The sequence below is a fragment of the Micromonospora yangpuensis genome, from assembly GCF_900091615.1.
In the GTDB taxonomy this organism is placed as follows: Bacteria; Actinomycetota; Actinomycetes; order Mycobacteriales; family Micromonosporaceae; genus Micromonospora; species Micromonospora yangpuensis.
In genome coordinates this window covers 2,966,529-2,990,204 of the sequence record NZ_FMIA01000002.1, presented here as the reverse complement: position 1 = coordinate 2,990,204, position 23,676 = coordinate 2,966,529, and the positions used below count along the sequence as shown (strand labels likewise).

Annotated in this window: 19 protein-coding genes; 10 read left to right on the top strand and 9 right to left on the bottom strand. The window is 71.7% G+C overall.

The genetic code is table 11. The annotated features are described in order from the left end of the window. Nucleotides 1–336 precede the first annotated feature (336 nt). On the top strand, nucleotides 337–1,011 hold the full coding sequence (locus tag GA0070617_RS13670) for a response regulator (RefSeq protein ID WP_091437217.1): 675 nt from the start codon (nucleotides 337–339) through the stop codon (nucleotides 1,009–1,011). Here GA0070617_RS13670 and GA0070617_RS13665 read toward each other — a convergent pair. Continuing rightward, the gene (locus GA0070617_RS13665) at nucleotides 1,004–1,882 is read right to left on the bottom strand and encodes a glycosyltransferase family protein (RefSeq protein WP_139135648.1); all 879 of its coding nucleotides are present in this window, start codon (nucleotides 1,880–1,882) and stop codon (nucleotides 1,004–1,006) included. The genes GA0070617_RS13670 and GA0070617_RS13665 overlap by 8 nt on opposite strands. Nucleotides 1,883–2,189: 307 nt before the next feature. On the opposite strand from GA0070617_RS13665, the gene GA0070617_RS13660 reads away from it, so the two are divergent. The 3 genes from GA0070617_RS13660 to GA0070617_RS13650 all read left to right on the top strand — a co-directional run bounded on the left by GA0070617_RS13660 (nucleotide 2,190) and on the right by GA0070617_RS13650 (nucleotide 6,215). Further along, entirely contained in the window at nucleotides 2,190–4,154 is a 1,965-nt protein-coding gene (locus GA0070617_RS13660; RefSeq protein WP_091437213.1) for an ABC transporter ATP-binding protein, read from the top strand. Between the two features lie 34 nt (nucleotides 4,155–4,188). Continuing rightward, nucleotides 4,189–4,794, top strand: a complete 606-nt coding sequence (locus tag GA0070617_RS13655) for a YdeI/OmpD-associated family protein (protein WP_091437211.1) — start codon at nucleotides 4,189–4,191, stop codon at nucleotides 4,792–4,794. A gap of 224 nt (nucleotides 4,795–5,018) precedes the next feature. Beyond that, nucleotides 5,019–6,215 carry a cellulose binding domain-containing protein gene (locus tag GA0070617_RS13650; RefSeq protein ID WP_091437209.1) on the top strand — a complete coding sequence of 399 codons (1,197 nt, stop codon included), beginning with the start codon at nucleotides 5,019–5,021 and terminating at the stop codon, nucleotides 6,213–6,215. 146 nt (nucleotides 6,216–6,361) lie between these two features. On the opposite strand, the gene GA0070617_RS13645 is transcribed toward GA0070617_RS13650, so the two are convergent. After that, nucleotides 6,362–7,381 carry a methyltransferase gene (locus GA0070617_RS13645; RefSeq protein ID WP_091437206.1) on the bottom strand — a complete coding sequence of 340 codons (1,020 nt, stop codon included), beginning with the start codon at nucleotides 7,379–7,381 and terminating at the stop codon, nucleotides 6,362–6,364. A 124-nt stretch (nucleotides 7,382–7,505) separates the two neighbouring features. On the opposite strand from GA0070617_RS13645, the gene GA0070617_RS13640 reads away from it, so the two are divergent. Next, complete coding sequence (locus GA0070617_RS13640) at nucleotides 7,506–8,381, top strand: alpha/beta fold hydrolase (protein WP_091437204.1); 876 nt, start codon at nucleotides 7,506–7,508, stop codon at nucleotides 8,379–8,381. Nucleotides 8,382–8,396: 15 nt separating this feature from the next. On the opposite strand, the gene GA0070617_RS13635 is transcribed toward GA0070617_RS13640, so the two are convergent. The 4 genes from GA0070617_RS13635 to GA0070617_RS13620 form a co-directional block, all read right to left on the bottom strand. Beyond that, entirely contained in the window at nucleotides 8,397–10,160 is a 1,764-nt protein-coding gene (locus GA0070617_RS13635) for a PQQ-dependent sugar dehydrogenase (RefSeq protein ID WP_229688493.1), read from the bottom strand. A gap of 31 nt (nucleotides 10,161–10,191) precedes the next feature. Continuing rightward, nucleotides 10,192–11,247: an SMP-30/gluconolactonase/LRE family protein gene (locus GA0070617_RS13630; protein ID WP_091437201.1), complete on the bottom strand. Its 1,056-nt coding sequence runs from the start codon at nucleotides 11,245–11,247 to the stop codon at nucleotides 10,192–10,194. Between the two features lie 166 nt (nucleotides 11,248–11,413). Next, complete coding sequence (locus GA0070617_RS13625; RefSeq protein ID WP_091437199.1) at nucleotides 11,414–12,661, bottom strand: cellulose-binding domain-containing protein; 1,248 nt, start codon at nucleotides 12,659–12,661, stop codon at nucleotides 11,414–11,416. Nucleotides 12,662–12,930: 269 nt separating this feature from the next. Further along, nucleotides 12,931–13,479, bottom strand: a complete 549-nt coding sequence (locus tag GA0070617_RS13620; protein ID WP_091437197.1) for a dihydrofolate reductase family protein — start codon at nucleotides 13,477–13,479, stop codon at nucleotides 12,931–12,933. Nucleotides 13,480–14,106: 627 nt separating this feature from the next. Here GA0070617_RS13620 and GA0070617_RS13615 point away from each other — a divergent pair. Genes GA0070617_RS13615 through GA0070617_RS13595 form a run of 5 tightly spaced genes read left to right on the top strand, consistent with a single transcriptional unit; the run spans nucleotide 14,107 to nucleotide 21,080 of the window. Continuing rightward, nucleotides 14,107–14,892 (top strand): ACP S-malonyltransferase, encoded by a 786-nt coding sequence (locus GA0070617_RS13615; protein WP_175440520.1) that lies wholly within the window; start codon nucleotides 14,107–14,109, stop codon nucleotides 14,890–14,892. 2 nt (nucleotides 14,893–14,894) lie between these two features. Beyond that, on the top strand, nucleotides 14,895–15,155 hold the full coding sequence (locus tag GA0070617_RS13610) for an acyl carrier protein (protein ID WP_091437193.1): 261 nt from the start codon (nucleotides 14,895–14,897) through the stop codon (nucleotides 15,153–15,155). 3 nt (nucleotides 15,156–15,158) lie between these two features. After that, on the top strand, nucleotides 15,159–17,429 hold the full coding sequence (locus tag GA0070617_RS13605) for a beta-ketoacyl synthase N-terminal-like domain-containing protein (protein ID WP_091437191.1): 2,271 nt from the start codon (nucleotides 15,159–15,161) through the stop codon (nucleotides 17,427–17,429). Nucleotides 17,430–17,454: 25 nt separating this feature from the next. After that, nucleotides 17,455–19,836 carry an SDR family NAD(P)-dependent oxidoreductase gene (locus GA0070617_RS13600; protein WP_091437189.1) on the top strand — a complete coding sequence of 794 codons (2,382 nt, stop codon included), beginning with the start codon at nucleotides 17,455–17,457 and terminating at the stop codon, nucleotides 19,834–19,836. Next, nucleotides 19,833–21,080 carry a cytochrome P450 gene (locus GA0070617_RS13595; protein ID WP_091437186.1) on the top strand — a complete coding sequence of 416 codons (1,248 nt, stop codon included), beginning with the start codon at nucleotides 19,833–19,835 and terminating at the stop codon, nucleotides 21,078–21,080. Before GA0070617_RS13600 ends, GA0070617_RS13595 begins: the two co-directional genes overlap by 4 nt. Here the strand turns inward: GA0070617_RS13595 and GA0070617_RS13590 are convergent. The 3 genes from GA0070617_RS13590 to GA0070617_RS13580 are packed head-to-tail and all read right to left on the bottom strand — an operon-like array spanning nucleotide 21,068 to nucleotide 23,645. Next, nucleotides 21,068–21,823, bottom strand: coding sequence for a thioesterase II family protein (locus GA0070617_RS13590; protein ID WP_091437183.1), 756 nt, complete (start codon nucleotides 21,821–21,823; stop codon nucleotides 21,068–21,070). The genes GA0070617_RS13595 and GA0070617_RS13590 overlap by 13 nt on opposite strands. 14 nt (nucleotides 21,824–21,837) lie before the next feature. Continuing rightward, nucleotides 21,838–22,965: a Gfo/Idh/MocA family protein gene (locus GA0070617_RS13585; protein WP_091437181.1), complete on the bottom strand. Its 1,128-nt coding sequence runs from the start codon at nucleotides 22,963–22,965 to the stop codon at nucleotides 21,838–21,840. Beyond that, entirely contained in the window at nucleotides 22,935–23,645 is a 711-nt protein-coding gene (locus GA0070617_RS13580; protein WP_091437176.1) for a ThuA domain-containing protein, read from the bottom strand. Before GA0070617_RS13580 ends, GA0070617_RS13585 begins: the two co-directional genes overlap by 31 nt. Between the last annotated feature and the right edge of the window lie 31 nt (nucleotides 23,646–23,676).

Genomic DNA, 23,676 nt, shown 5'->3' with positions numbered 1-23,676 from the left:
ACCCGGCGCACGGATCGCACCTCGGCGACACCGGGCGGCGACCAGGCCAGCCGGGCCACCGTAATGCCCGTCCACCCAATGGGCGATTTGGGCGTTCACCTCCGGGCACTTGTTGGGTATGTTCTCTGGAAGCGCTTCCAGCACTTCCACCAAGTCGCACAGCTTTCCGCCAGGAGGCCATGGATGCCGGGAAATGCCCGAAAGGTGCTGGATGCCCCGCGGGGCCGCCATGCGTGATGGCGGCCCGCCATTGTCGGACCTGCGAGTTCGGGCAGAATGCCGGCGCCAGCCGGTCGGGGGACACAATGTCCACCCGCCGGCCCTCGGGCAACGGCCATGAACCGCGGTGACGCCGCGGTCACCGTGGCGCTCGCCGACGACCAGACCCTCTTTCGCGACGGGGTCCGCGAGATCCTCGCCACCAACCCGGGGCTGCGGGTCGTCGGAGAGGCGGCGCACGGCGAGGCCGCCATCGCGCTCTGCGTCGAACGGCAGCCCGACGTGCTCCTGCTCGACGTGGAGATGCCCGGTCCGGGGACCGCCGCGGTGCTGTTGCAACTTCGCCGGCTGTGCCCGCACACCCGCACGGTCGTGCTGACCATGCATGACGACGCCGACATCGTGCACGAGGCGATCGAGTGCGGAGCCGTCGCCTACCTGATCAAGACCATCCATCGGGCCGAGCTGATCGCGGCGGTGATCGCCGCTGCCGGCGAGTCGGCGACCGTCCGGCTGTCGGTGTCCCGACGCACGGTCGAGCGCCTGGTCAAACAGCGGCGTCCGACGTGCGAGGGCACCCTGACCGAACGGGAGCTGGAGGTGCTGCGCCTGACCGCACAGGCGCTCAGCAACGCGCAGATCGCCACCCGCCTACGCATCACCGAAGCGACCGTCAAGCGCCACCTGACGAACATCTACGGCAAGCTCGACGCCGTCTCCCGGGTCGACGCGGTGCGCAAGGCGACAGCCGCCCACCTCATCGAGGGTGATCAGGGCAAGCCCATCAAGTGACGTCGAGACCGCCCAGGCGACGGTAGTGGCTCCACAGGTCACCGTGCGGCAACTCGGCCCGGTCACCGCGCTCCAGCTCCCACCACATACCCGCCCAGTGCACCAGGAAGATCGGCGGTGACCAGGGGGTCAGCAGGTGACCGTCGCGTACGGCCCCGATCGGATCGCCGGCCCACCGCTCCTGTGGGATGTCGCCCGGCGGCGGCCCGCCCGCGCCCACCGCGCCGGCCAGCCTCCGCAGGCTGGTGTACGGCCGGCCCGAGGTCACCATCAGGTAGTTCAGCAGCGGCATCTCCAGGGTCACCAACGCCATGTGCCCGGCGAGCGCCAGCGCGGCGTCGAGGCGGGGCCGCACCTCGGCGAACCGCAGACACTCTCGGCGCGACGCGATGAACTGTGTGCCGGCGGCGAAGGCGATCTGGTCGGGCGTCAGCACGCCGGCACCGTGCACGGACTCGCGCCACACCCACTTGAAGTGGTCGGGGACGTCCGAGACCGTGGTGACGAAATCGTACGTGTCGAGAAAATCGTAGACAAAGCTCAGATCGCGTAACACGATCGTATCGGTGTCCACGTAGACGAACTCGTCGAACTCCCCCTCCCAGGCGACCAGTTTGCGGTAGTGCCCCTTGACCTCGCCGTGAAATCCCCGGCTGAGGTCGTCGCAAGCCGCCAGGAGGGCAGGGTCACCGGACCAGATCGTGAAGTCGAAGTACGACTGGAGCCGCCGCAGACCGTCGATGTCGTCACCGAACGGGATCAGACAGATCGGCAGCGCCTCGTGGTGGGCCCGGAAGCTGTTCAGGAAGGCGATGGCCCGGTCCAGCACGTAATCGTTCGCCAGGAAGTAAACCCCGCGCCGAGGAGCCATTTTCGGAACACCTCATCTCTTGACCGCCGGCATCAAAATACCAGAGCGAAGAGGCACATCTCAGGTAGCGGATCGGCGCAGCCGGTAATACGTACTAGGTCGTACGGCGACCTGCCACCCGGGCAGGACCAGGGACGCTGTCCGCCCGTCGGCGCGGACACCACCGTCGGCGCCGGGCGACACGGCCAGCGCCACCCGGCCGGCGGCGCGCGGCGTTACGGGCGTGTCGGCCCGTCGGCGTCCTACCGTCTCTGCATGCGGTGCCGTGAGTCGCGCCGGCTCCTTCTCGTCCTCGGGAGGTAACCCCATGCCCAGAACCGGTCCCCCCGACCCCACGCCCGGCCCCACCGATCCGGCGCAGCGGGACCCGGTGCTGCCGGAGTTGCGGGAGATGTGGTGGGAGACCGGCGTGCGGGCCCGGGCGCAGGCCGGGCTCTTCGCCGTCTTCTCCGAGCTGCCCCGCCTGGTCTGGTCGGCGCTCGTGGTCAGCTGGCGGGCCGACCGGATCCGCACCTCGGTCGTGGCGGCCACCACCGTCGGCGCGGGGGTGATGTCGGCCTTCGGGCTGCTGGCCACCCAGCGGGTGCTGGTGGAGCTGTTCGCCGGCGGACCGACCGCCGACAAGGTGATCGCCGCCCTGCCCGCCCTGGCCGCGCTGGCGGCGGTGACCGCGCTGCGCGCCGGGATGGCCACCGCGATGGGGTACGCCCAGAACGGCCTGAGCCCGAAGGTTGACCGGGAGGTCGAACGCGGCCTGTTCGAGGTGACCACGGCGGTACGGCTGGAGGCGTTCGACGCCGACGCGTTCGCCGACGACATGGAACGCGCCTCCCGGGGCGCCGACTCCACCACCGACCTGGTGCAGGCGTCGATGAACCTGCTCGCCGGCCTGGCCGGGGTGCTCGCCGTCGCGGTCGCCGTCGTGGTGGTCCACCCGCTGCTGCTGCTCGCCCTGCTGGTGGCGACCGTGCCCAACGGGTGGGCGTCGCTGCGCGCCGGACACCTGCGCTACCAGACCTACGCCGCCGGATCGGTACGCCGTCGCCGGCTGTGGCTGCTGCACCGGCTGATGGCCGAGCGGGACTCCGCTCCCGAGCTGCGCTCCTACGGCCTGCGCGGGTTCCTGCTCGACCAGTACGACCGGGTGATGGGCGTGGAGACCGGCATCCAACTCGCCCTGGCCCGCCGGGTCACCACGACCACCACGGTCGGCGCGGCGGTCGGCGGAATCGCCACCGCCGTCGTCTACGTCCTGCTCGGTCTGCTGCTCGTCGACGGACAGATCCCCCTCGCCGCCGCCGCGACCTGCGTCATCGCCGTCCAGTCCGCGCAACGCTCCCTCGCGGTGGTCACCTTCCAGATCGACCGCGTCTACACCGAGGGCCAGCACTTCCGCGACTACACCGGCTTCATGACCCGGGCCGCCGAGTACCTGCCCACACCCCCGGCCGCCACCACGACGAGCACCACGCAGCCGCTGCACACCATCCACGTCGACAACGTCAGCCTGCACTACCCCGACCGGGACACCCCCGCCGTCGACCAGGTCAGCCTGACCATCACCGCCGGGCAGACGGTGGCGTTCGTCGGCGAGAACGGCTCCGGCAAGTCCACCCTCGCCACCCTGATCGCCACCCTGCGCACCCCCACGTCCGGCACCGTCGGCTACGACGGTCGCCCTGCCGCCGGCTGGGACCCCGACGCGCTGCGGGCCCGCATCGGCGTGGTCACGCAGGAGTACCACAAGTGGCCCTTCACCGCCGCCACGAACATCGCCATCGGCGACATCACCACCGCACCGAGTTCCCAGCTCATCGAGACCGCCGCCGCCCGCGCCGTCGCCCACGACATGATCAAAGACCTGCCGCACGGGTACGACACCCTGCTCGACCGCACCTTCGCCGGCGGACAGGACCTCTCCGGGGGCCAGTGGCAACGCATCACCGCCGCCCGGGGCTTCCTGCGCGACGCCGACCTGCTCATCATGGACGAGCCCTCCTCCGCCCTCGACCCACGTGCCGAGGACGCCCTCTTCCAGGCCATCCGCGACCGGCAGGGTGAGCGGATCACCATCCTGATCACCCATCGGCTGGCCAACGTCCGCCACGCCGACCGGATCTACGTCCTACACCACGGCCGCCTCGTCGAGGCCGGCACCCACGACCACCTGATGAGCACCGGCGGCCGGTACGCCGAGCTGTTCACCCTCCAGGCGGCCGGCTACGACCCCACGCCCACCACCCCCCAACCCCGCCAACCCACCACCGCCTGAGGACCGGCGGGTCGACAGCGGCTAACCTGCCGTCATGGGGGGCGCGGAGTTGGCCGAGTTGATCGTCTCCGACGCCGACGCGCTGCGCAGCTGGCTGGCCGCCCACCACGACTCGTCACCCGGCGTCTGGCTCGCCCTGACCAGGAAGGGCGGCACCGTCACCACGTTGACCTGGCAACAGGCGGTCGACGAGGGCCTGTGTTTCGGCTGGATCGACGGGCAGGCCCGCAAGCGGGACCAGGAGTCCTCCTGGATCCGCTTCACCCCGCGCCGGCCCCGCAGCTCCTGGTCCCAACGCAACGTCGCGCACGTGGCCCGGCTGGAGGCGCAGGGGCGGATGCAGCCCGCCGGCCGGGCCGCGGTGGAGGCCGCGCAGGCCGACGGGCGGTGGGCAGCCGCGTACGCCCCTCCGTCGGAGGCCGAGGTGCCCGCCGACCTGCTCGCCGCCATCGCTGCCGACCCCGACGCCCAGGCCATGTTCGACGTTCTCACCAGGACCAACCGGTTCGCCCTCATCCACCGCGTGAACGACGCCAAGCGGGCCGAGACCCGCAGACGCCGGATCGACGGGTTCGTCGCGATGCTGGCCCGCCACGAGACGCCCCATCCGCAGAAGGCCCGGCCACCAACATCCGCCTGATCGCACCGGCCGGACGGCCCCGGCCCGAGCCGGGCCTGACATTGACATACTTCACTGCAATGGTGATAGTGGCTGCACACCGCTCCCACCGGACCGCCTGTGGGCACCGCGCTCCCGTCCGGTCCAACCCGCCCGTCGAGCCGCCCCGTGGCCGGCACCGACCACCACGGGCGGGTGGCGGACGACCGACCACGAGTGCCGCCGCGACATCCGTTGGAGGATCAGTGCGAAGGAGATCGAGGGTCTACGCCGGACTGGCCGCCGTCATCGTCCCGGCCGCAGCCGTGATCATGGCGATCGGCGCGGCACCGGCCAGTGCCGCCGTCGGTGGTTCCGGCCCCTACCCCGCCGACTACGAGACCTCGGCGAGTCTGGCGAACCACACCATCTTCCGGCCGCAGACGCTGCCCACCGAGCGCCTCCCCATCGTCGTCTGGGGCAACGGCGGCTGCTCGGCCAACGGCCTCTCCCAGGGCAACTTCCTCCGCGAGATCGCCTCCCACGGTTTCCTCGCCATCGCCAACGGCGCACCGAACGGTTCCGGCTCCACCACCGCCCAGATGCTCACCCAGTCCATCGACTGGGCCGTCGCGGAGAACTCCCGGCAGGGCAGCAAGTACCACAACAGAATCGACACCACCAAGATCGCCGTCGCGGGCTTCTCCTGCGGAGGTCTGGAGGCCTACGCCGTCTCCCACGATCCGCGCGTCACCACGACCGGCATCTTCAGCAGCGGACTACTCAACGACGCCGACGACTACCAGCTCAGGAGACTGACCAAGCCGATCGCCTACTTCGTCGGTGGGCCCAGCGACATCGCCTACCCCAACGCCATCGACGACTGGGGCAAGCTGCCGGCCGGGCTGCCCGCCTTCATGGGCAACCTGAACGTCGGGCACGGCGGCACCTACGACCAACCCAACGGCGGCGAGTTCGGCCGAGTGGCGGTGCTCTACCTCAAGTGGCGACTGAAGGGTGACACCAGCGCCGGCACCAACTTTGTCGGTGCCAACTGTGGACTGTGCCGCAGCCAGTGGAATGTCCAGCAGAAGAACCTGACGCTCGACGGCGATCCGCCGCCCACCACGCCGCCCACCACCGCCCCGACCACGCCACCGGGCGGAACCCCCGCCTGCACGGCGGTCTACTCCGTGCAGGACCAGTGGAACGGCGGGTTCGTCGCCACCGTCACCGTCACCGCGGGAACCGCCGCCCTCACCGGTTGGCGGGTGACCCTGAACCTGCCGGGCGGGACCTCGGTCAGCTCACTCTGGAACGGCGTCGCCACCGGCACCAGTGGCACCGTCACCGTCGCAAACCAGAGCTACAACGGGCGACTGGCCGCAGGCCAGACGACCAGTTTCGGATTCCAGGGCACCGGAAGTGGCAGCGGAACCACCACCACCTGCGCGGGAGGCTGAGGCCTGGCAGCGACGGCGTGGGGCAGCGGCCGGCCGGAGACGGTCGGTCGCAGCCCCACGCCGTCGCGTCTACCCCCGATCACTCCGACATCCCGCCCCGTCTACCGACCTCGACCGAATCGGGTTTCCGGACCTTCGCGCTCCCGCTAGCCCGGCTTGTACGCGGTGACCAGCTCCCAGGTGCCGGGAAGCACCGCCACCCGCTCGAAGCCTACCTCCGCGAGCAGGGAGGTGTAGAAGTCCACCTCGCGGAGCCGGCTGACGGCGCTGTCCACCCCGATCAGGAAGTAGCTCCAGAAGAACTGCATGGCCAGCCGGTCCGGCGTGCGGAACTCCTCACAGACCAGCAGCAGCCCACCCGGCTCCAGCGCCGCGTACGCCTGCTCCACCAGTTGCCGGGCCACCGGGTTGGGCCAGTCGTGCAGCACCCGGACGAACGACATCGCGTCGTACCCGCGCGGCAGCGGCTCGGCGAAGAAGTCGCCGCCGACGAAACCCATCCGGTCCCGATGGCCCCGACCGACCCGGGTGGCCTCCACCAGCGGGGCCACCGCCGGCAGGTTGTACACGTCGGCCCGCAGCGCCGGGGCGCAGTCGAGGATGTCGGCGGCGAGCGTCCCGTCACCGCCACCGACGTCCAGCAGCCGACGCCGGCCCGACCAGAGCCGGTCGGTGTGTCGGCGTACCGTCTCGATGGCCGGGCCCAGGCCAAGGGCCATGCTGCTCTCGAACTCCGCGGTCTGCGCGGCCGTCTTCGGCGGCCAGGCGAACCCGTCGTCGATGCTGACCTCCCCGCGCAGGCTCTCGGCCAGCCGGCCGTGCAACCGCCGCCACGGATAGCCGTCCCGGTCCCGCTCGGTGGCGCCCGGACCGACCACCGCGTGGACCGCGTCGCGTAGTCCCGGCACGGCGCGGTAGCTGGTCGTGCCGATGTCGTCGCCGGGCTCGTCGCGGACCAGGAAGCCGAGGCTCTCCAGGCAGTCGAGGAACTTGTACAACCGCAGCGGCAGCAGCCCGAACCGGGCGGCGAGCGCGTCGAGGCGTACCGGCCCCGGCTCCAGCGCGTCGAGCAGGCCCAGGTCGAGCGCCGTGCGCAACACGTCCATGGCCTTGGGCCCGTTGACGAGCAGGCTCATCAGCGCCCGGGGCGAGAGGGTGACGGTCACCGCGGCGGCTCCTTCGTCGTTGGATACAGACACGGGTCGATCCTGCCACCTCCCGTACGCCGTCCTAGGAGGATGGGTTGACAGGTGCGATGAGCGGGCCGCCGGGCCCGGGAGGGAGGAGACGATGCAGACCGTCCAGAAGGTCCGCCACCGACAGGTGACCGTCGACGGCCTGGCGGTGTTCGTCCGGGAGGCCGGGCACCCCGACCAGCCGACGGTGCTGCTGCTGCACGGCTTCCCGAGTTCCTCGCACACCTTCCGCCAGATCATGCCGGCGCTCGCCGAGGTCGCCCACGTGGTCGCACCCGACCTGCCCGGTTTCGGGATGTCGTCATCGCCCACCGTCGAGGACTACGACTACACCTTCGCCAACCTCGCCCGGACGATCGAGAGTGTGCTCGGCCAGCTCGGGGTCGAACGCTTCTTCGTCTACCTGCACGACTTCGGCGCACCGGTGGGGTACCACCTGGCCACCCGCGCCCCGGCCCGGGTGCGGGGCCTGGTCGTCCAGAACGGCAACGCGCACCCGGCGGGTCTCGGCCCGCAGTGGGACAGCGCCCGCGCGTACTGGGCCGACCCGACCGACGCCACCCGCGCCAGACTGCCTGACTGGTTGACCTTCGCCGGCACCCGGGACCAGTACCTCGCCGGGCTGCCGGCACGCCTGCGCGCGCTGCAGGCGCCCGAGTCGTGGCACCTCGACTGGGCGCGGATGAGCCGCCCCGGCAACGTCGAGGCGCAGTTCGCGCTCTTCACCGACTACGCCAGCCACGTCGCCCGGTTCGACGAGATCGCCGCCTACCACCGGCGCCACCAACCACCGGCACTCCTGCTGTGGGGACGGCACGACGCCTACTTCGACATCGCCGAGGTCCTCGCCTACCACCGCGCCCTCGAACGCCTGGACGCCCACCTCTACGACGGCGGACACCTGCTGCTGGAGACCCACCCGACCGAGTGCGCCGAACTCATCCGGGCCTTCGTGCTCGACAACACCTGAGCCGGTGCCGCAGGCTCAGCCGAGGGTCACCTTGAGGATGCGCTCGTTGCTGTTGTTCGGCACGCTGTCCTTGTCGCCGCCGGTGCTGGTGGTCAACCACAGGTTCCCGTCGAGGGTCGGCTCGACGGTACGCAGCCGGCTGTACGTGCCGACGAAAAACTGCTGCCCACCGGTGAGCATGTCGCCGCTGATCTGGAACCGGTACATCCGGTTGCCCCGCAGGCAGGCGAGGTAGAGCGCGTCACGGACGATGGCGATGCCGCTGCACGAGGCGTCGGCGACCGGGTACGTGCGTACCGGGGCGGTGAAGTTCGGGTTGGCGCAGTCGCCCACCGTGCCCTCGCAGGCCGGCCACCCGTAGTTGCCGCCCCGGACGATGATGTTGGTCTCGTCCATGGCGTTGTTGCCGAACTCCTGGGCGAAGAGCCGGCCCCGGGAGTCGAAGGCCAGCCCCTGCGGGTTGCGGTGGCCGTAGCTCCACACCGGGTTGCCGAACGGGTTGTCGGCCGGTACGCCGCCGTCGGGGCGGATCCGCAACACCTTGCCGGCGAGGTCGGTGACGTCCTGGGCGCGGTCCGGGGTCTGCCCGTCACCGGTGGCGGCGTAGAGCATCCCGTCCGGGCCGAAGCGCAGCCGCCCACCGTTGTGGTACTTGTTGCGCGGGATGCCGCTGACCAGCACCTGCGCGCTGGAGGTCTGCAGGGTGTCGGTGTACCTCATCCGCACGATCCGGTTGTCGGTGCTGGTGGTGTGGTAGACGTACAGCCACCGGTCGGTGTTGAAGGTCGGTGCCACGGCCAGCCCGAGGACGCCGCCCTCGCCGTTGGTGCCGGCGACGCCGGGCACCGTGCCGACGCTGGTCTTGCCGGTGCCGTCGGGCCGCATGGCCACGATGTCGAACAGGTCGCGTCGCCCGTACAGGACGGTGCCGTCGGGCAGTTGCACCAGACCCCACGGCAGGTCCCGCTCGGTGGTGACCACCGTCGTGACGCAGACCGCGCTGGTGCAGGCCGACCCGGTGCGTACGCTGACCGCGGCGCTGGCCGGCGAGGCGTTGCCCTGCGCGTCGCGGGCGGTGACGGTGTAGCGGAAGGTGGTGTCGACGGTCAGCCCGGTGTCGGTGAACGAGGTCACCGGCGGGCTGCCGGCGGTGCCGGTGACCGAGCCGACCGTACGGCCGTCGCGCAGGATGTCGTACCGGGTGACCGCCACGTTGTCGGTGGACGCCGACCAGGTCAGCCGGACGTCGGTGCCGTTGGCGGTGGCGGCGAGGTTGGTGGGCGTGCTGGGCCGCTGGGTGTCGGACTGGCAGAACGGCGGCGTCACGGTGAGCGTGGCGCTGGCCTGCGACACGTTGCCGGCGGCGTCCCGGGCGTTGACGTACCAGCCCCAGGTGACGCCCTGCGCGACGGTGAGGGTGGCGGTCAGCGTGCCGCCGGCGACCGAGGTGACCAGCTGACCGTCGTGGTAGATGTCGTAGGCCGTGACGCCGACGTCGTCCCGGGACGCCGACCAGGCAAGCGTGACGGACTGGCAGGTGAGCCGGGTGCTGCGCAGGTTGGTCGGTGGGGTGGGCGGCCGCGTGTCGGCGGCCGAGGCGCCGGGGACGCCGCCGGTGACCGAGGCGCCGGGGACGCCGCCGGTGACCGAGGCGCCGGGGACGCCGGCGGTGGCCGCGGGGCCGGCCGCTGCGGTGGGCGCGCTGGCCAGCACGGTGCAGACACCGGTCAACAGGGCGAGGGTGGCCAGGGAACCACGGTGACGGGGGTTGGTGGGCACGCGGGACGTCCCTTCGGGTCGGGCCTGCTGGTCAGTACGGGTAGCCGGGCACGTCGAGGCGTACCTGGTACAGCCCGGAGTCGTTGCGCGGCCCCGAGGTGACGTAGAGGGTCCGCCGGTCGGCCCCGCCGAACGCCACGTTGGTGGTGCCCGTCGAGCCGGAGCGGACCGTGCCGAGCTGGTTGCCCGTCGGCGCGTAGACGTGGACCAGTCCGTCGGTGCCCGAGGCCCAGTACACGTTCCCGGCGCAGTCGACGGTGGCGCCGTCCGGGCCGCCGACGTAGGTGACGAACACGCTGCGGTCACCGGTGCTGCCGTCGGGTCGCACGGCGTACCGGTAGATCCGGTTCTCGCCGTAGGCGCCCACGTAGAGCGTGCTGCCGTCCGGGGAGAGCGCAATGCCGTTGGGCTGGCGCAGGGTGTCGTCGACCAGCGCCACCTGGCCGCCGGAGACGCGGAAGACCCCGGTCCGCCCGTTCATCTGGTCGCCGCGCGCGCCACGCTGGAAGGTGGGGTCGGTGAAGTAGACGACGCCGTCGGCGCGCACCGCCACGTCGTTCGGCGAGTTGAACGCCCGGCCCTGGTAGGTGGCGGCGACCACGCCGCGGGTCAGGTCGGCGATCCGGTACGACGAGACGCTGCGCCGGTCGTGCGTGGCGGCGACCAGGCTCTGCGCGTCGGGGCTGAGCGCGAGCCCGTTGCTGCCCGCACCGGCGAGGAACGTGTCGAAGGTCGACGGCGGGGTGAACCGGCGGATCGTCGAGGGCTGGACGTTCTCCGGCCCGGTGGCCGCGCCCATGTCGGAGAAGAGCAGCTGACCCCGGTCGGCCAGCCAGACCGGCCCTTCGAGGAAGGAGAACCCGCCGCGGATCCGGGTGGCCGACATCGCCGACGTCGGCAACGGCGGCCCGTACCCGGTGCCGGGCTCACAGACCCCGGGCGGGGCACCGGGTGGGAGGTCGGCGGCCGGGACGTACGCGTCGGCACCGACCGCTCGGGGTGCTGCGACGGCGGCATCGGCCGGGACGGCGGCGGGTAGGGCCAGGCAGAGGCTGGCCAGCGCGGCGGCAGCGGGGCGCAGGACCATCGCGGGCTCCGATCGGCGGTGGGGCCGCGCCGGCGACGAGCACCGGCACCACCCGACCACACATTCACTTGCATCGATTAGACACGGGCAGCATATGCGAGGAGCCGCCGAACCGCACGGGTGTCGGGCGCGGCTCACGCCCAGGGCGGCCCGGGGGCGGGACGGCTCAGCAGCCGATCCGGGTGGAGCCGAGCGCCACGTCGTCGTACCAGAGGGTGTCGGCCCCGCCGCCGTAGCTCTCCCAGCCCAGCTTCAGGTCGGTGAGCTGCGGTCGCCAGGTCCGGTTGTACCACTGACCGTCGATGTCGTGCGTCGGCGTGCCGTCCGCGGCCAGCCCGGCGACGGCGGTGCCGTCCACCCAGGTACGCAGCTGACCGGCCGAGCCGTCGACCATGAACTCCACACAGACCCACCGGTTGGTGGGCAGCGGCAGGCTCTGCGCCACCCCGGCCGGACTCTGCTCGGGCAGGGTCGCGTCGTCGGAGGCACGGTTCCACTGCAGGGCACCGTTCTGGCCACCCAGCCGCAGGTCCCGGTTGCCGTCGGCGGCGTCGGCCATCGCCACCATCGTGGTGTGCTCGGTGGGCTGGGCGGTGGTGTGGCGTACCCAGATCCGGCCGTACCGGACACTACCCAGGCCGCTGAGGTTCCTGGTGGACCTGACGAACACGTGGTTGCAGTACCCGGCCGTGCCGTTGATCCGCACCGACCGGCTGCCGCTGTGCGCGGTGGTCGGGTCGATGGTGGCCGTGCCGGTGCCGGAGCAGTCCGGGCTCACCACGGCCCAGTCGCCCGACGGCGTCGCACCGGCCTGGTTCTCGAAGCCGTCACAGAGCACCGCACCGGCACACCCGGCCGGCGGAGGCGTCGTGGGTGGAGGCGTGGTGGGTGGCGGGGTCGTCGGCGGCGGCGTGGTGGGCGGGGCGGTAGTCGACGGGGGTGGCGTGGTCGGCGGGGTCGTGACCGGTGGTGGGGTGGTCGGGGTGGGGCCGGTGCCGTCGCACGCCACGCCGTTCACGCTGAACCCGGTCGGCGCGCCGCCGCTGGCACCGAAGGTGCCCTGCACGCCGAACTCGGTGGAGCCGCCAGCCGGAATGCTGCCGTTGTAGGACAGGCTGCGGGCGGTCACCGTGGCACCGGTCTGGCTGACGGTGGCGTTCCAGCCGTTCGTGACGCGCTCGTCCCCGGCGTAGGTCCAGGTGACGGTCCAACTGGACACGGCGGTGGTGCCGGGAGACACCCGGACGGCGGCGGTGAACCCGCCGGGCCACTGGTTGGGCGTGTAGTCGACCCGGCAGCCCGCCGCGGCCGCGGCGGGACTGGTGAGCAGGGCCGCGCCGGTGGCGGACACGGTGGCGGTCAGGGCGACAACCACCGCCAGCAGCGGGGTGGGGCGAGCACGAAGCATCGTCATGGGAGGGTCCTTCTGCGATCGGTCGGGTGGGGCTGCGGCGGCGCGCGTCCTGGCCGAAGCGGCGCGACGACCCGCCCGGGGTGCGGCGCGGCGGTGCGCCACAACGACTGGTCGGTACGTGTCACCGACGTGCCCCGGCCCGGGGTGACCTGCCAGCCGCCGACGGCCCGGTCACCCGGACCCCGGCGGCGCCCACCATCAATCTATTGACCGACAACTATCGATGCAAGCCTCGGCCCACCACCCGACCGACCGCCCGGACCCGACGGTCAGCCCTTCGACTGGTACCGCATCGCCACCGCACCCGAGTCGAACTCCTTGCGACCCACGAGCTTCAGGTCGACGGGCGTCGACAGCCCCGCGAACAGCGTCGGCCCGTGGCCGGCCAGCCGCGGGTGCACCACGAACTCGTACTCGTCGATCAGGCCCAGCTCCGCCAGCGCCTGCGGGAGCTGCACACCGCCCACGAACAGCCCGTCACCCGGCTCCTCCTTGAGCCGCCGCACGGCCGTTTCCAGATCCCCGCGCACGAGTTCGGCGTTCCAGTCGACCCGGTCCAGGGTGCTCGACACGACGTACTTCTTGGCCGCGTCGATCGTCCGGGCAAAGGGTTCGGTCCAGTCGGGCATCACCCCCGGGGCCATCGGCAGCCGCCACGCCGACTCCATCATCTGGTAGGTCACCCGACCCAGCAGCAGCGCGTCGGCCCGACTGAGGTTCTCGGCATGGTGCCGGTGCAGCTCCTCGTCCGGCACTGGCCCGCGGTGGTCGCAGCACCCGTCCAGCGTGACGTTTATGGAGTACCTGAGCGGTCGCATTCCGTCAGGATAACCGCGCCGGGTGCCGAGCCCGGCCACCGACATACCAGCAGCTGACCCCTGATGGGCCGCAGAACCGTCCCGGCCCCGGCGGGCGGGTGCTCCGCAAGGGGTGCCGGGCGGGATCGACCACGGTTGGCCGCCGGCGTGGCCGATCAGCATTCCGGCGAAGCAGAACATCTGCCCGACGCCACCGACCGACCACAAGGGAGTAATTGCGGCTCCTCACCCCAAGCGGCCACTATCGACCATGGCGACTGACAGTAAGCGCCGGGTGTCGAACCGTGCCCAATGAGTCGATGACTGATTAGGTTCCTAACAGAACTGTGGAAATAGCACCTTGCCGAGGCTGTAACCTTGGGATACCTTGGGCAAACGTCGCGCCCCTGACACAGCCAAGCCGTAGTCCACTTTTGTCACCCTCCGCAGCCGATTTCCTGTGCGGCAGACAGGCAGCCGCGACTCCGGTCGGATTGGAGCCGCAGATCCATGGTTACCGCCTTTATGTTTCCCGGTGCCGGATCCTATTTCTCGACTCCCTTCGCGCACTATTCACCGGGCCGACGCATAGCGGCGGACTTCGCCGAACGAATCGATGCCGTCAGTGTCGCGCAGGGCTGGCCGTCCGTGCTCTCCGATCCGGCTCCGGACACCTGGGACCCGTCGACGGAGCTGCGCACCTACCACCTCCAGCTCTGTTGCTGGCGAATCATCCAGGACGAACTCGGACTCCGGGCCGACGTCCTGGTCGGGCACAGCCTTGGGGAGATCACCTCCCTGGTCGCGGCGGGGGGATTCACTGTCGAGGACGGGGCACGCCTGCTGGGTGAGCGGGCTCGCGCTCTCCAGGCCCACGCGGAACCGACCGCGGCGACCGCGGCGTTCATGCTCTCCCCCGACGCGGCGGAGGAGCTTGCCCAGCAGGAAGCCGATGTCGTCGTCGCCGCGGCGAACAGCCCGACCCAGGTGATTCTCTCCGGGCCCGCCGCGCAGGTGCAGCGACTGCTGCGGACCGCCGACTTGCGAGGCATCGTGGCGACGAGGCTGCGCACCGGCCCGTACCCGCAGCATCATCCCCTGCTCGCTGCCGCCCTGCGGCACTACCGGGAAGCGATACACGGCATCCAGCCGGGGGTGCCACGCACACCCGTGCACTCGACGATCCTGGGGCGACGGATCACCCCGGACGACGATCTGCTCACGGTGGTCGGGGCGCAGTTGGTCCGTCCGCTGAACTTCCCACAGGCCGTGCGTGACCTGCGGGAGGCCGGGGTGGACCGGTTCGTGGAATGCGGCCTCCGGGACGGCCTGTCCCGGTTCGTCGCCGAAATCGTGGGCAACGACGCCCGCGTCGTCACGCCGTTCCGGACACGTCCGACCGAAGCCACCATCCAGCAGTACCGTGAGGAGTAGCCATGCTGCCCGAGAACGACGCCGTCCTGCAGAACCTCCAGAAGATGTACGCCACTGTGCTGGAACTTCCCGAAGACGTGGTCACGCCAGACGTGGACCTGGAAGCGGAGCTGGGTCTGGACTCCCTCCAGCACCGGATCGTGCTCGCACGCGCCGGTGAGATGTGGGCGGTGGACACCGCAGGGGCCGAGTCGCCGGCGACGCTCACCGTCCGTTCGGTGGCCGACCTGCTGCAGCACCTCGGCTCCACAACAAAGGGCTGAGCGGTGCCCGCCGAGCAGGTCTGCCTGGTGGGGGCAGGCGTGGTGGTCCCCGGTTGCGATACGGTCGAGGAGCTCTGGCAACGAGCCCAGGACGGCCCCTTCCGGCTGGCGACACCGGACCGGTTCCGGGGGCACGAGGCGTTGACCGCCGAGGCCGAGGCCGAGACCGGTCAGGCGTACGACCTCCGCTTCGGTGCGGTGGGTGCGGACTCCGGGGAGACGGCCGGAGACCTGCAGGCTGGTTGGCTGCGGCACGCCCTACGGCAGTGCCTGGCCGGCACGTCCAGGCAGCCGACACGACCCGGACTCTTCGTAGCCGCGTCCACGGACACCAGCTACGAGATCGATTTGGCGCTCACCGCGGACCTGCTCGCCGCCGGCACGGCGAGACACCTGTCGGTGGATCCGGACGACGCCCGGGTCAGCGAACGGATCAGACGCCGACTGGCGCGGGCCGACCCCTGTGCCGGCGTGGCCCATGGTGAGCTGCTCCCGTACGCCCAGGCCCGGCGGGCGATCGACGGCCTCCTGCCGCCGGACACCCCCATACTGGTCGTCGACAACATCTGTCCATCCTCGCTGTACGCGGTGGACCTCGGGGTCAGACACCTGCTCGACGGCGCGGTGGACGTCGCCTTCTGCGGCGGGGTGAGCTCACACGGACCGCTCCGGCAGGTCTACTTCTCGGAGATGGGCACGCTCTCGCCGTCCGACGAGGTACGCGCCTTCGACTCGGCGGCCGACGGCACCCTCTTCTCGGAGGGCGCCGCACTCGTCACCCTCAAACGCCTGAGCGACGCCCGCCGCGACCAGGACACGATCCTGGCGGTGCTCGCCGGCTTCGGTGCCGCCTCCGACGGCAAGAGTAAGGCGATCTTCGCGCCCAGCCAGGAGGGCCAGGTTCGGGCGATGAGCCGGGCGCGGGAGGTCAACGACGTGCCCGGCGGTCAGGTGGCGTGGGTGGTGGGACACGGCACTGCCACCCTCGCCGGTGACGCCACCGAGCTGCGCTCCATCGCCACGGCGCACGCCGGTGGCACGCCGTGGGTGACCGGCAACAAGCCCACGCTCGGCCACACCGGAATGGCGTGCGGAGCGGTCTCCCTCGTCCAGGCGGCACTTGGCCTGCACCGGTCGACGATCCCTCGTCAGCCCCACCACACGGCGCTGCCCGACTACGCCCGCTCGCTGCCGGTGCGGGTCCCCTCGACGCCGGTGGAGCTGGACAGCTCGGCGACGGACGGGCAGCCGCCGTACGTGGGGGTCTTCGCCTGCGGACTGGGGGGCATCAACGGATACCAGCTGTTGACCGCCCCCGACGCACGGGAGCACCCGGTACGGTCGTCGGCACCGTCGCTCGGTGACGAGCTGGTGCTCGTCCGCTGGAGCGCCCTGCTGCCGGGACGGCCGGACGACGAGGCGATCGCCACGCGGCTGTCCACGGGAGAGGCACCCGCCGAGGCGCTGCGCCTGGAGCGTCCCTACCCGATCCCGCCGTTCGCCACGACGATGATCCCGCCGAAGGTGGCCGCCCAGCTGGACCCGAGCCAACTGCTGGTGGTGGAGCTGGTCGACCGGCTCGGGGCCGCCGACACCGACCGGGGCCTGCTCTGGGACGGCCTGGGCGAACGCACCGGCGTCTTCGGCGCGCACTACGGTCTCACCCAGTCCGCAGTCGACTCCACGCTCCGGTGCCTGGGCGGCGGGCTGGCCCGGTCGCTGGACGGCGCGCAGGCCCGCGCCGCAGCCGACTACCTGCGGAAACATCGATCCGGTACCGCGGCGATCGGTCCCTACAGCCTGGTCGGGCGGATGTCGTCCACGGCGCTCGGCTGGGTGGCGAACCGTCGGGACCTGCACGGGCCCACCATGATGATGGATTCTGGTCCGTCCTCCGGGTTGGCGGCCCTGCACGCGGCGGGCTGCTACCTGCGCCGGGGCGACATCGACCTCGCCCTGGTGCTGGCGTGGAACGCCGGCCCGGTGGAGCTGAACGCGCAGTCGCTCGGGCTCGGCCCGCAGGAGGTCGCCGAGGGCGCGTACGCGGTCGCGCTCGCGCGTCCCGAGACGGCCCGGGCGCGGGGCTGGCAGGTGCTCGCCCGGGTGCGGACCGACCTGCGCGCGGATCCCCAGGCGGCCGACGCGAGGGAGCAGCCGAGTTATCTCGCCGCCGACGCGTTCGTCGGTGTGCTGCGGTCCGTCTCCGACGGCACTCTGCCCCGACGTTTCTCCGGCCCGGCCGGTCCGACCGTCACCGTGCTCCCCCCGTCATGAGGCGACCTGTCCCGGGAGGCCCGCGATGAACCGGTCGTACTCGCTCCAGATCGTTGCCCGTCCGGCGGTGCCGGGGTCGGCGGAGTGCGACCCGCTGCCCGCGGACTCGCTGGTACTCACCGATGACGCGGCTGTCGCCCGGCAGCTGTCCCAGCAGGCAGAACCGGTTGTCACCACCGTGGTCGTACCACCCGAGGCGGCCGGCTGGAACGAGCAGGCGCTCGTCCGGCTCGTCACCGTCTCCGACGGCGTCCCCGGTCACCTGCGCGTCATCACCTCGCTGCACGCGGCCGGCTGGCCGGCGGCACCCGAGCCACGGTTGCTCGCCCTGCAGGAAGCGGCCTTCCTGGCCGCCAGACGGATGGCCCACGCCGACCTGCCGGACTCCTCGGTGGCCGCTGTCGTCCTGGATCCCCTGCGGGGCGGTATCCCGCACCCACACGCGGCGCTGATCACCGGCCTGGTGAAGGCCATCGCCTGGGAGCTACCGCACACTCGGGCGTACGCCGTGGTGACGGACGCGGCCACCCTGTCGACGGCACTGCGGCAGCTGCGTCGTGAGTCCGGCTGCGTGCGTGGCCTACCCGTGGCCTACTACCGAGGGCGATCGACGTCCGGCACGCGCCTGGAGGAGCGGCTGTTGCCCGTCCGCACCATCAGCGTCGACGCGGACGTTGCTCCCGGGTCGACGGGCGAGGGACCGGTCGTGCTCGCGGTGGGCGGGTCCCGCGGCATCACCGCCCGATGTCTCGAAGGCCTGCGCACCGCACCATCGGCGCTGTGGCTGCTCGGCAGCACCGATCCGGAGACGATGGTGGCGCAGGCACGCGAGATCGGTGACAGCAGCAGCGCCGAGTACGTGCGCCGACGCCGGGCGGCCGATCCCGAGGTCCACCTGGCCCAGGTGCGCGCCTACTACGACCGGTGTCGCAGGTCCCGGGAGTCCCTGTCGCAGCTCGCCGTCCTGCGGCAGCGCTTCGGCGCCGCCCGGGTCCGCTATCTGGGTTGTGACGTCACCGACGCGACCGCCGTCCGTCGCGCGGCGGAGACGATCCGCCACACGACCCCCCGCCTCGACCTGGTCATCAACGGCGCGGGCATCAGCGGCGCACGCCGGTTGGCGGCCAAGGACCTGGCCACCTTCCGACGGGTACGGGACACGAAAGTGGCCGGTTACCACCATCTCCAGGCAGCGTTCGGCGCCCTCGAACCCAGTCTGTGGTGCAACTTCAGCTCCGTCGCCGGAGCCTTCGGCCTGGCCGGGGAGAGTGACTACGGCCCGGCGAACGACTTCCTGAACTCCGCGGCGCGCTACCAGAGCGCATACTCCGGAACCGCCGAGTTCGCCATCTGCTGGAGCCTGTGGGGCGAGTCGGGGCTCGGGCCCCGGACCGGCTTCACCGAGTACACCGCCACGGCGGGACAACTCGGCCTGATCGGCGACGCCGAGGGCCAACGCCTCTTCAACGCCGAAGTGGAGGCCCACCGACCGCACCGGCCACCCGTTTCCACACCGTTGGGCGAGGCGGAACTGGCGATGCTGCGTACCCGGTTCCCCGCGCTGGTGGACGCCGTGCCCCGCAGCCCCTACCTCGGTGAACCGTCGTCGATGGACGGCCAGGACCTCGTCTGGGAACTCGACCTGGACCGGTACCCACACCTGTACGGGCACGTCCGCCAGGCACGGGCACTCGTTCCCGGAGCCCTGGCCCTGGAACTCGCGGCGGAGGCCGCCACCCACCTGACCGGGTCGGCGGCGGTGCGCACCTTCCGCGACATCCGCTTCCAGGCACCCATCGCGGTGGACCCGCAGGTGGTCAGGTACGTGTTCACCGCCTCGTACCACCCGGGGGGAGTCGACCGCGGCGTGCTGCGGGCCGGTATCCACTCGCGGGTTCCCGGCGCTGGCCACGACCGGCGGGTCCCGCACTTCGAGGTCGTGGTCCCGATCGGTGCCGCCGACCCCTCCGATCAGCTCTCCCGCCTACGGCCGGTGAGCACAAGACGGGCCGCTGCCACGATGGCGATGTCCGGGATCTTCGACCAGCTCCGGGACGTACGCCTCGAGCCACGGCTCACCTCGGCGAGGTGGGAGCCCCCCCTCGCCACCGGCGACGACGAGTTCTTCGCCCGGCACCGGATCCCGTGGCTGCTTGTCGACGCCCTGTTGCAGACGGCCTGTCTGACCGGCACCCCCGGCCGGTACGCGACACCGCACGTGATCCGGGAACTGACGCTGCACACCACGGAAAACGACCTCGCGTTGGCTCAGACCGGGCACGATGTCCAGCTGCGCGTCGACCACCGCGACGGCACCGCGGACGGTGTCGCCCTCAGGTCGGGAAGTGGTGAGGCGCTCCTCACGATGGAGGGCGGCGTGGTCAGCGGACGGGAGCCGGTGCGGTGACCCCGTCCGCGAGCGGCCCCCGGGACGCGCTGCTGCGACTGTTCAGCCCGGAGGGACGGGCGAACCCCTATCCGCTCTACCGCGACCTGGTGGAGCAGACGCCCGTCCTGCCCGTCGGCGGCGACCGCGTGATAGTCCTGGGGTTCCAGGAGGGTTCCGACGTTCTGCTGGACACCCAGCTGTTCCCGGTGCCCGATCCTGGCTACGCCGACCGCTCCTGGCCGGGCTGGCGGAACCATCCGTCGACCACCCTGCTGTACCACAGCCTGCTGTTCCGCAACCCGCCGGACAACCAACCGGCACGTCGCCTGGTGTCCCGGTTCGTCAATCCCAGACGGGTGCGGCTGCTGCGTCCGATGATCGAACGGCACGTCGCCGCGCAGGTCGCCGCGCTGGTCGCCGGGGACGGCCCCGTCGACGCGACCCGGTCGTTCACCACCGTCCCGAACTCCGTGATGGTCGAGCTGCTCGGCCTCCCGCAGGACGACGTCGACCAGGTGATGGCGTGGCTCGACATGTTCCTGGAGCGCAACGAGATGCATCCGCCGGACCGGCGGCTTGCGTCCGCCGACGACGCGGCCGTCCAGCTGGTCTCCTACGTCCGGAAGACCTGCTCGGGCCGCTCGGCCGACGACGCCAGCCTGGCCGGACTGCTGGCCGCGGAGGACTCCCTGGACGAGCAGGACGTCGTCAGCAACCTGATCTTCGTGCTCAGCGCGGGAACCGTGACCACGGGTTCGCTGCTCGGCAGCGGGCTGTTCCAGCTCGCCCGGGACAATGACCTGCTCGGCCGGTTGCGTGCCGACGACGTCCTGTTGAGGTCGTTCGTGCTGGAGACCCTTCGCCACGATCCGCCGATCCAGTACGGCGCCAGGGTCGCGGCCACCGACACCGAACTGGGTGGACTACCCATCGCCCGGGGCAGCCTGATCCTCGTGTGTCTGGGCGCGATCGGCCGGGACGCCCGGCGATTCGCGAATCCGGACGACTTCCTCGCCGACAGGTTCGTCGGGCCCGGCGCGGATCCCCGGGACGTCCTGTCGTTCGGCCTGGGGACACACCGCTGCGCCGGAGCCGAACTGGCCCTGGTCACCGCCGAGACCGCCTTCGCTCACCTCGCCCGCAGGGTCGACGCGTTGGCCTCGGTCAGCCCGCCGCAGCGGCAGAACCGCACGGTGGTGCGCCGGTTCCGCAGGCTTGAGGTCCAGGTGACCCCGGCGCCCGGGGCGGGTCACGCACGCTGACCGGTGGACAGCTCCGCGCGCAGCACCGACGCCAGGTCACAGCCGGGTGAGCTGAGGTAGAAGTGGCCGCCCGGGTACGTGCGCAGGTCGAAGGGGCCGGTGGTGTGCCCCCGCCACGCCTCGGCCTCCTCCGGCAGGACCTCCGGGTCGCTGTCTCCGACGTGGGCGTGGATCGGGGTGCGCAACGGCACGGCGTCGGGCGCGAGACGGTAGGCGTCGATGGCCCGGTAGTCGTTGCGCATGGTGGGCAGAACGGCGCGCAGCGCCTGGCGGTCGTCCAGCAGTCGCGGATCCGTGCCGCCCAGCCGTTCCAGCTCGGCGAGCACGTCTGCCTCGTCACGCAGCTCGACGGCACGTGGGCGACGACGCGACGGCGCGCGACACCCCGAGACGAACAGCCGAAGCAGGCGGTGGCCCTGTGCCTCCAGCCGTCGGGCAACCTCGAAGGCGACAAGTCCTCCCATGCTGTGGCCGAAGAGCGCGGTGGGCCGTGCCAGCCGCCCGGCCAGTTCCTCGGCCACCGCGTCGGCGAGCGCCCCGATGGTGGGTACCGTCGGTTCGCCACGGCGGTCCGCCCGACCGGGGTACTGGACCGCGAGCACTTGGAGGTCGTCGCTGAGGGCACGGGACATCGGCAGGAAGAAACTGGCCGATCCGCTCGCGTGTGGGAAGCAGACCAGCTGAGCCGTCCGGGGCGGACCGGGGCGGTAGTTGCGCAGCCACCGACTGTCGTCCCTGTTCATCACATTCTCCGTGGTCAGCGTGCCCGGGTGCGATGGGCGCGCGACGCCCGCCACTGCTCGGCCGGGGTGAGCGGGACCGGCGGGGGCCGGTCCGCCGTCGTGGTCAGCTCGATCCGTCGTCCTTCGGCCGCCGCCCGCAGCAGCGTGGTCATCGTGTCGAGCACGTGCAGACCGACGTCGCCGCCGGCCCGGGGCGGACGCCGACCGTCGGCGGTGACGGCGTCGAGCAGGCCGATGCCCCTTGACGCCTCGACGTAGCCGGCCCGGGGTTCGAGAACGTGCCAGCCGGTGCCGCCGAGGGTGAACAGCCGGACCGCGCCGTCGAAGTGGTTCGGGTCGGGTACGGCCAGCGACCCGTCCACCCCGTGCACCTCGATCGGCGCGGCCGTGGTCGCGACGCCGTCGAAGCTGGTCGTGAGGGTGGAGAGGGCACCGTCGACGTGTTCCAGCACCCCGGTCACGTGGGTGTCCACCTGCACCGGGATCCGGTGACCGAGGCGCGGGCCCGAGCCGATCACGCGCTCGCCGCGCAGCCGGCTGGCGGCTCCGTTGACCGCCCGGACCGGCCCGAGCAGGTGGACGAGTGCGGAGATGTAGTACGGCCCCATGTCCAGCAGCGGGCCGCCGCCCGGGGCGTAGTAGAAGTCGGGGTCGGGATGCCACCGCTCGTGCCCGGCGGTGACCATGACCGCCGAGGCGGAGAGCGGACGCCCGATGAGCCCGTCGTCGATCGCCGCGCGGGCCGTCTGCGTACCGGTGCCCAGCACGGTGTCCGGCGCGCACCCGACCCGGACGCCGGCCGACGCGGCCCGCTCGATCACCGCACGGCCGTCCGGGAACGCGGCGGCGAGCGGCTTCTCGACGTACACGTTCTTGCCCGCGTCGATCGCGGCGAGGGAGATCCCGGCGTGTGCGGCGGGCGTGGTGAGGTTGAGCACGGTCTCCACGTCGGGGCGGTCGAGCAGCTCCTCGACGGTCGACGCCTCGGCGCCGGGAACGGCGGCGGCGGTCGCCGCCGACCGGGTGGCGTCCAGGTCGGCCACCGCCACGACGCGCACCGCGGGGTGACCGACGAGCGTGTCCAGGTACGCCCGGGAGATGACCCCGAGGCCTACGACGCCGACGAGGTGCGGGTCGCCCACACCATCCCCCTCTCGATGACGGTACGCACACCCGGGTGCTCCAGCACGTCGAGGCTGTGGCCGGGGGTGGTCACCACTACCCGCCCGGCACCCCACCGGCGGGTCCAGATCGCCGGCGAGGTGACCGGCCGGTGCCACGGCTGCCAGGACGCGGTGGGGTGGCTGGTGGTGGCCAGCACGTCGATCAGGTCGTCGTGCAGCACCCAGTACTGCTCGGTGACCAGGTCCAGGTCCCCGATCCCCGCCGTGATCGGATGGTCGCGTCCCAGGTCGGTGACGTGCACCCGGTGCGGCAGGAAGTTGTCCTCCTCCCCACCGCGACGCTCGCACGGCTCCTTGCCCGGGTGGGTCGCGAACTGGCCGCCCACCAGGTGCAGGTACTCCGCCGAGGCGCGGAACGAGTCCACGATGCCGCCGTGCCAGCCGGTGAGACCCGTCCCGGCGACGACCGCGGCGCTCAGCCCCGCCACCTGTTCGGCGGTGATCTGCGACATCGTCACGCACTGCACGACGAGATCGGTGTCGGCCATCGCGGCGGCGTCGGCGTAGACCTCCGTGGACTCCTCGACGCGTACCGCGTAGTCGTGGGCTTCGAGGAACGGGATGAACAGCTCCGTCGCCTTGACCGGCTGGTGCCCCGCCCACCCGCCGCGGACCACCAACGCCCTGCGTCGCGCCACCGTCGCCCCCTTCCCCGGTACGTCGTCACCG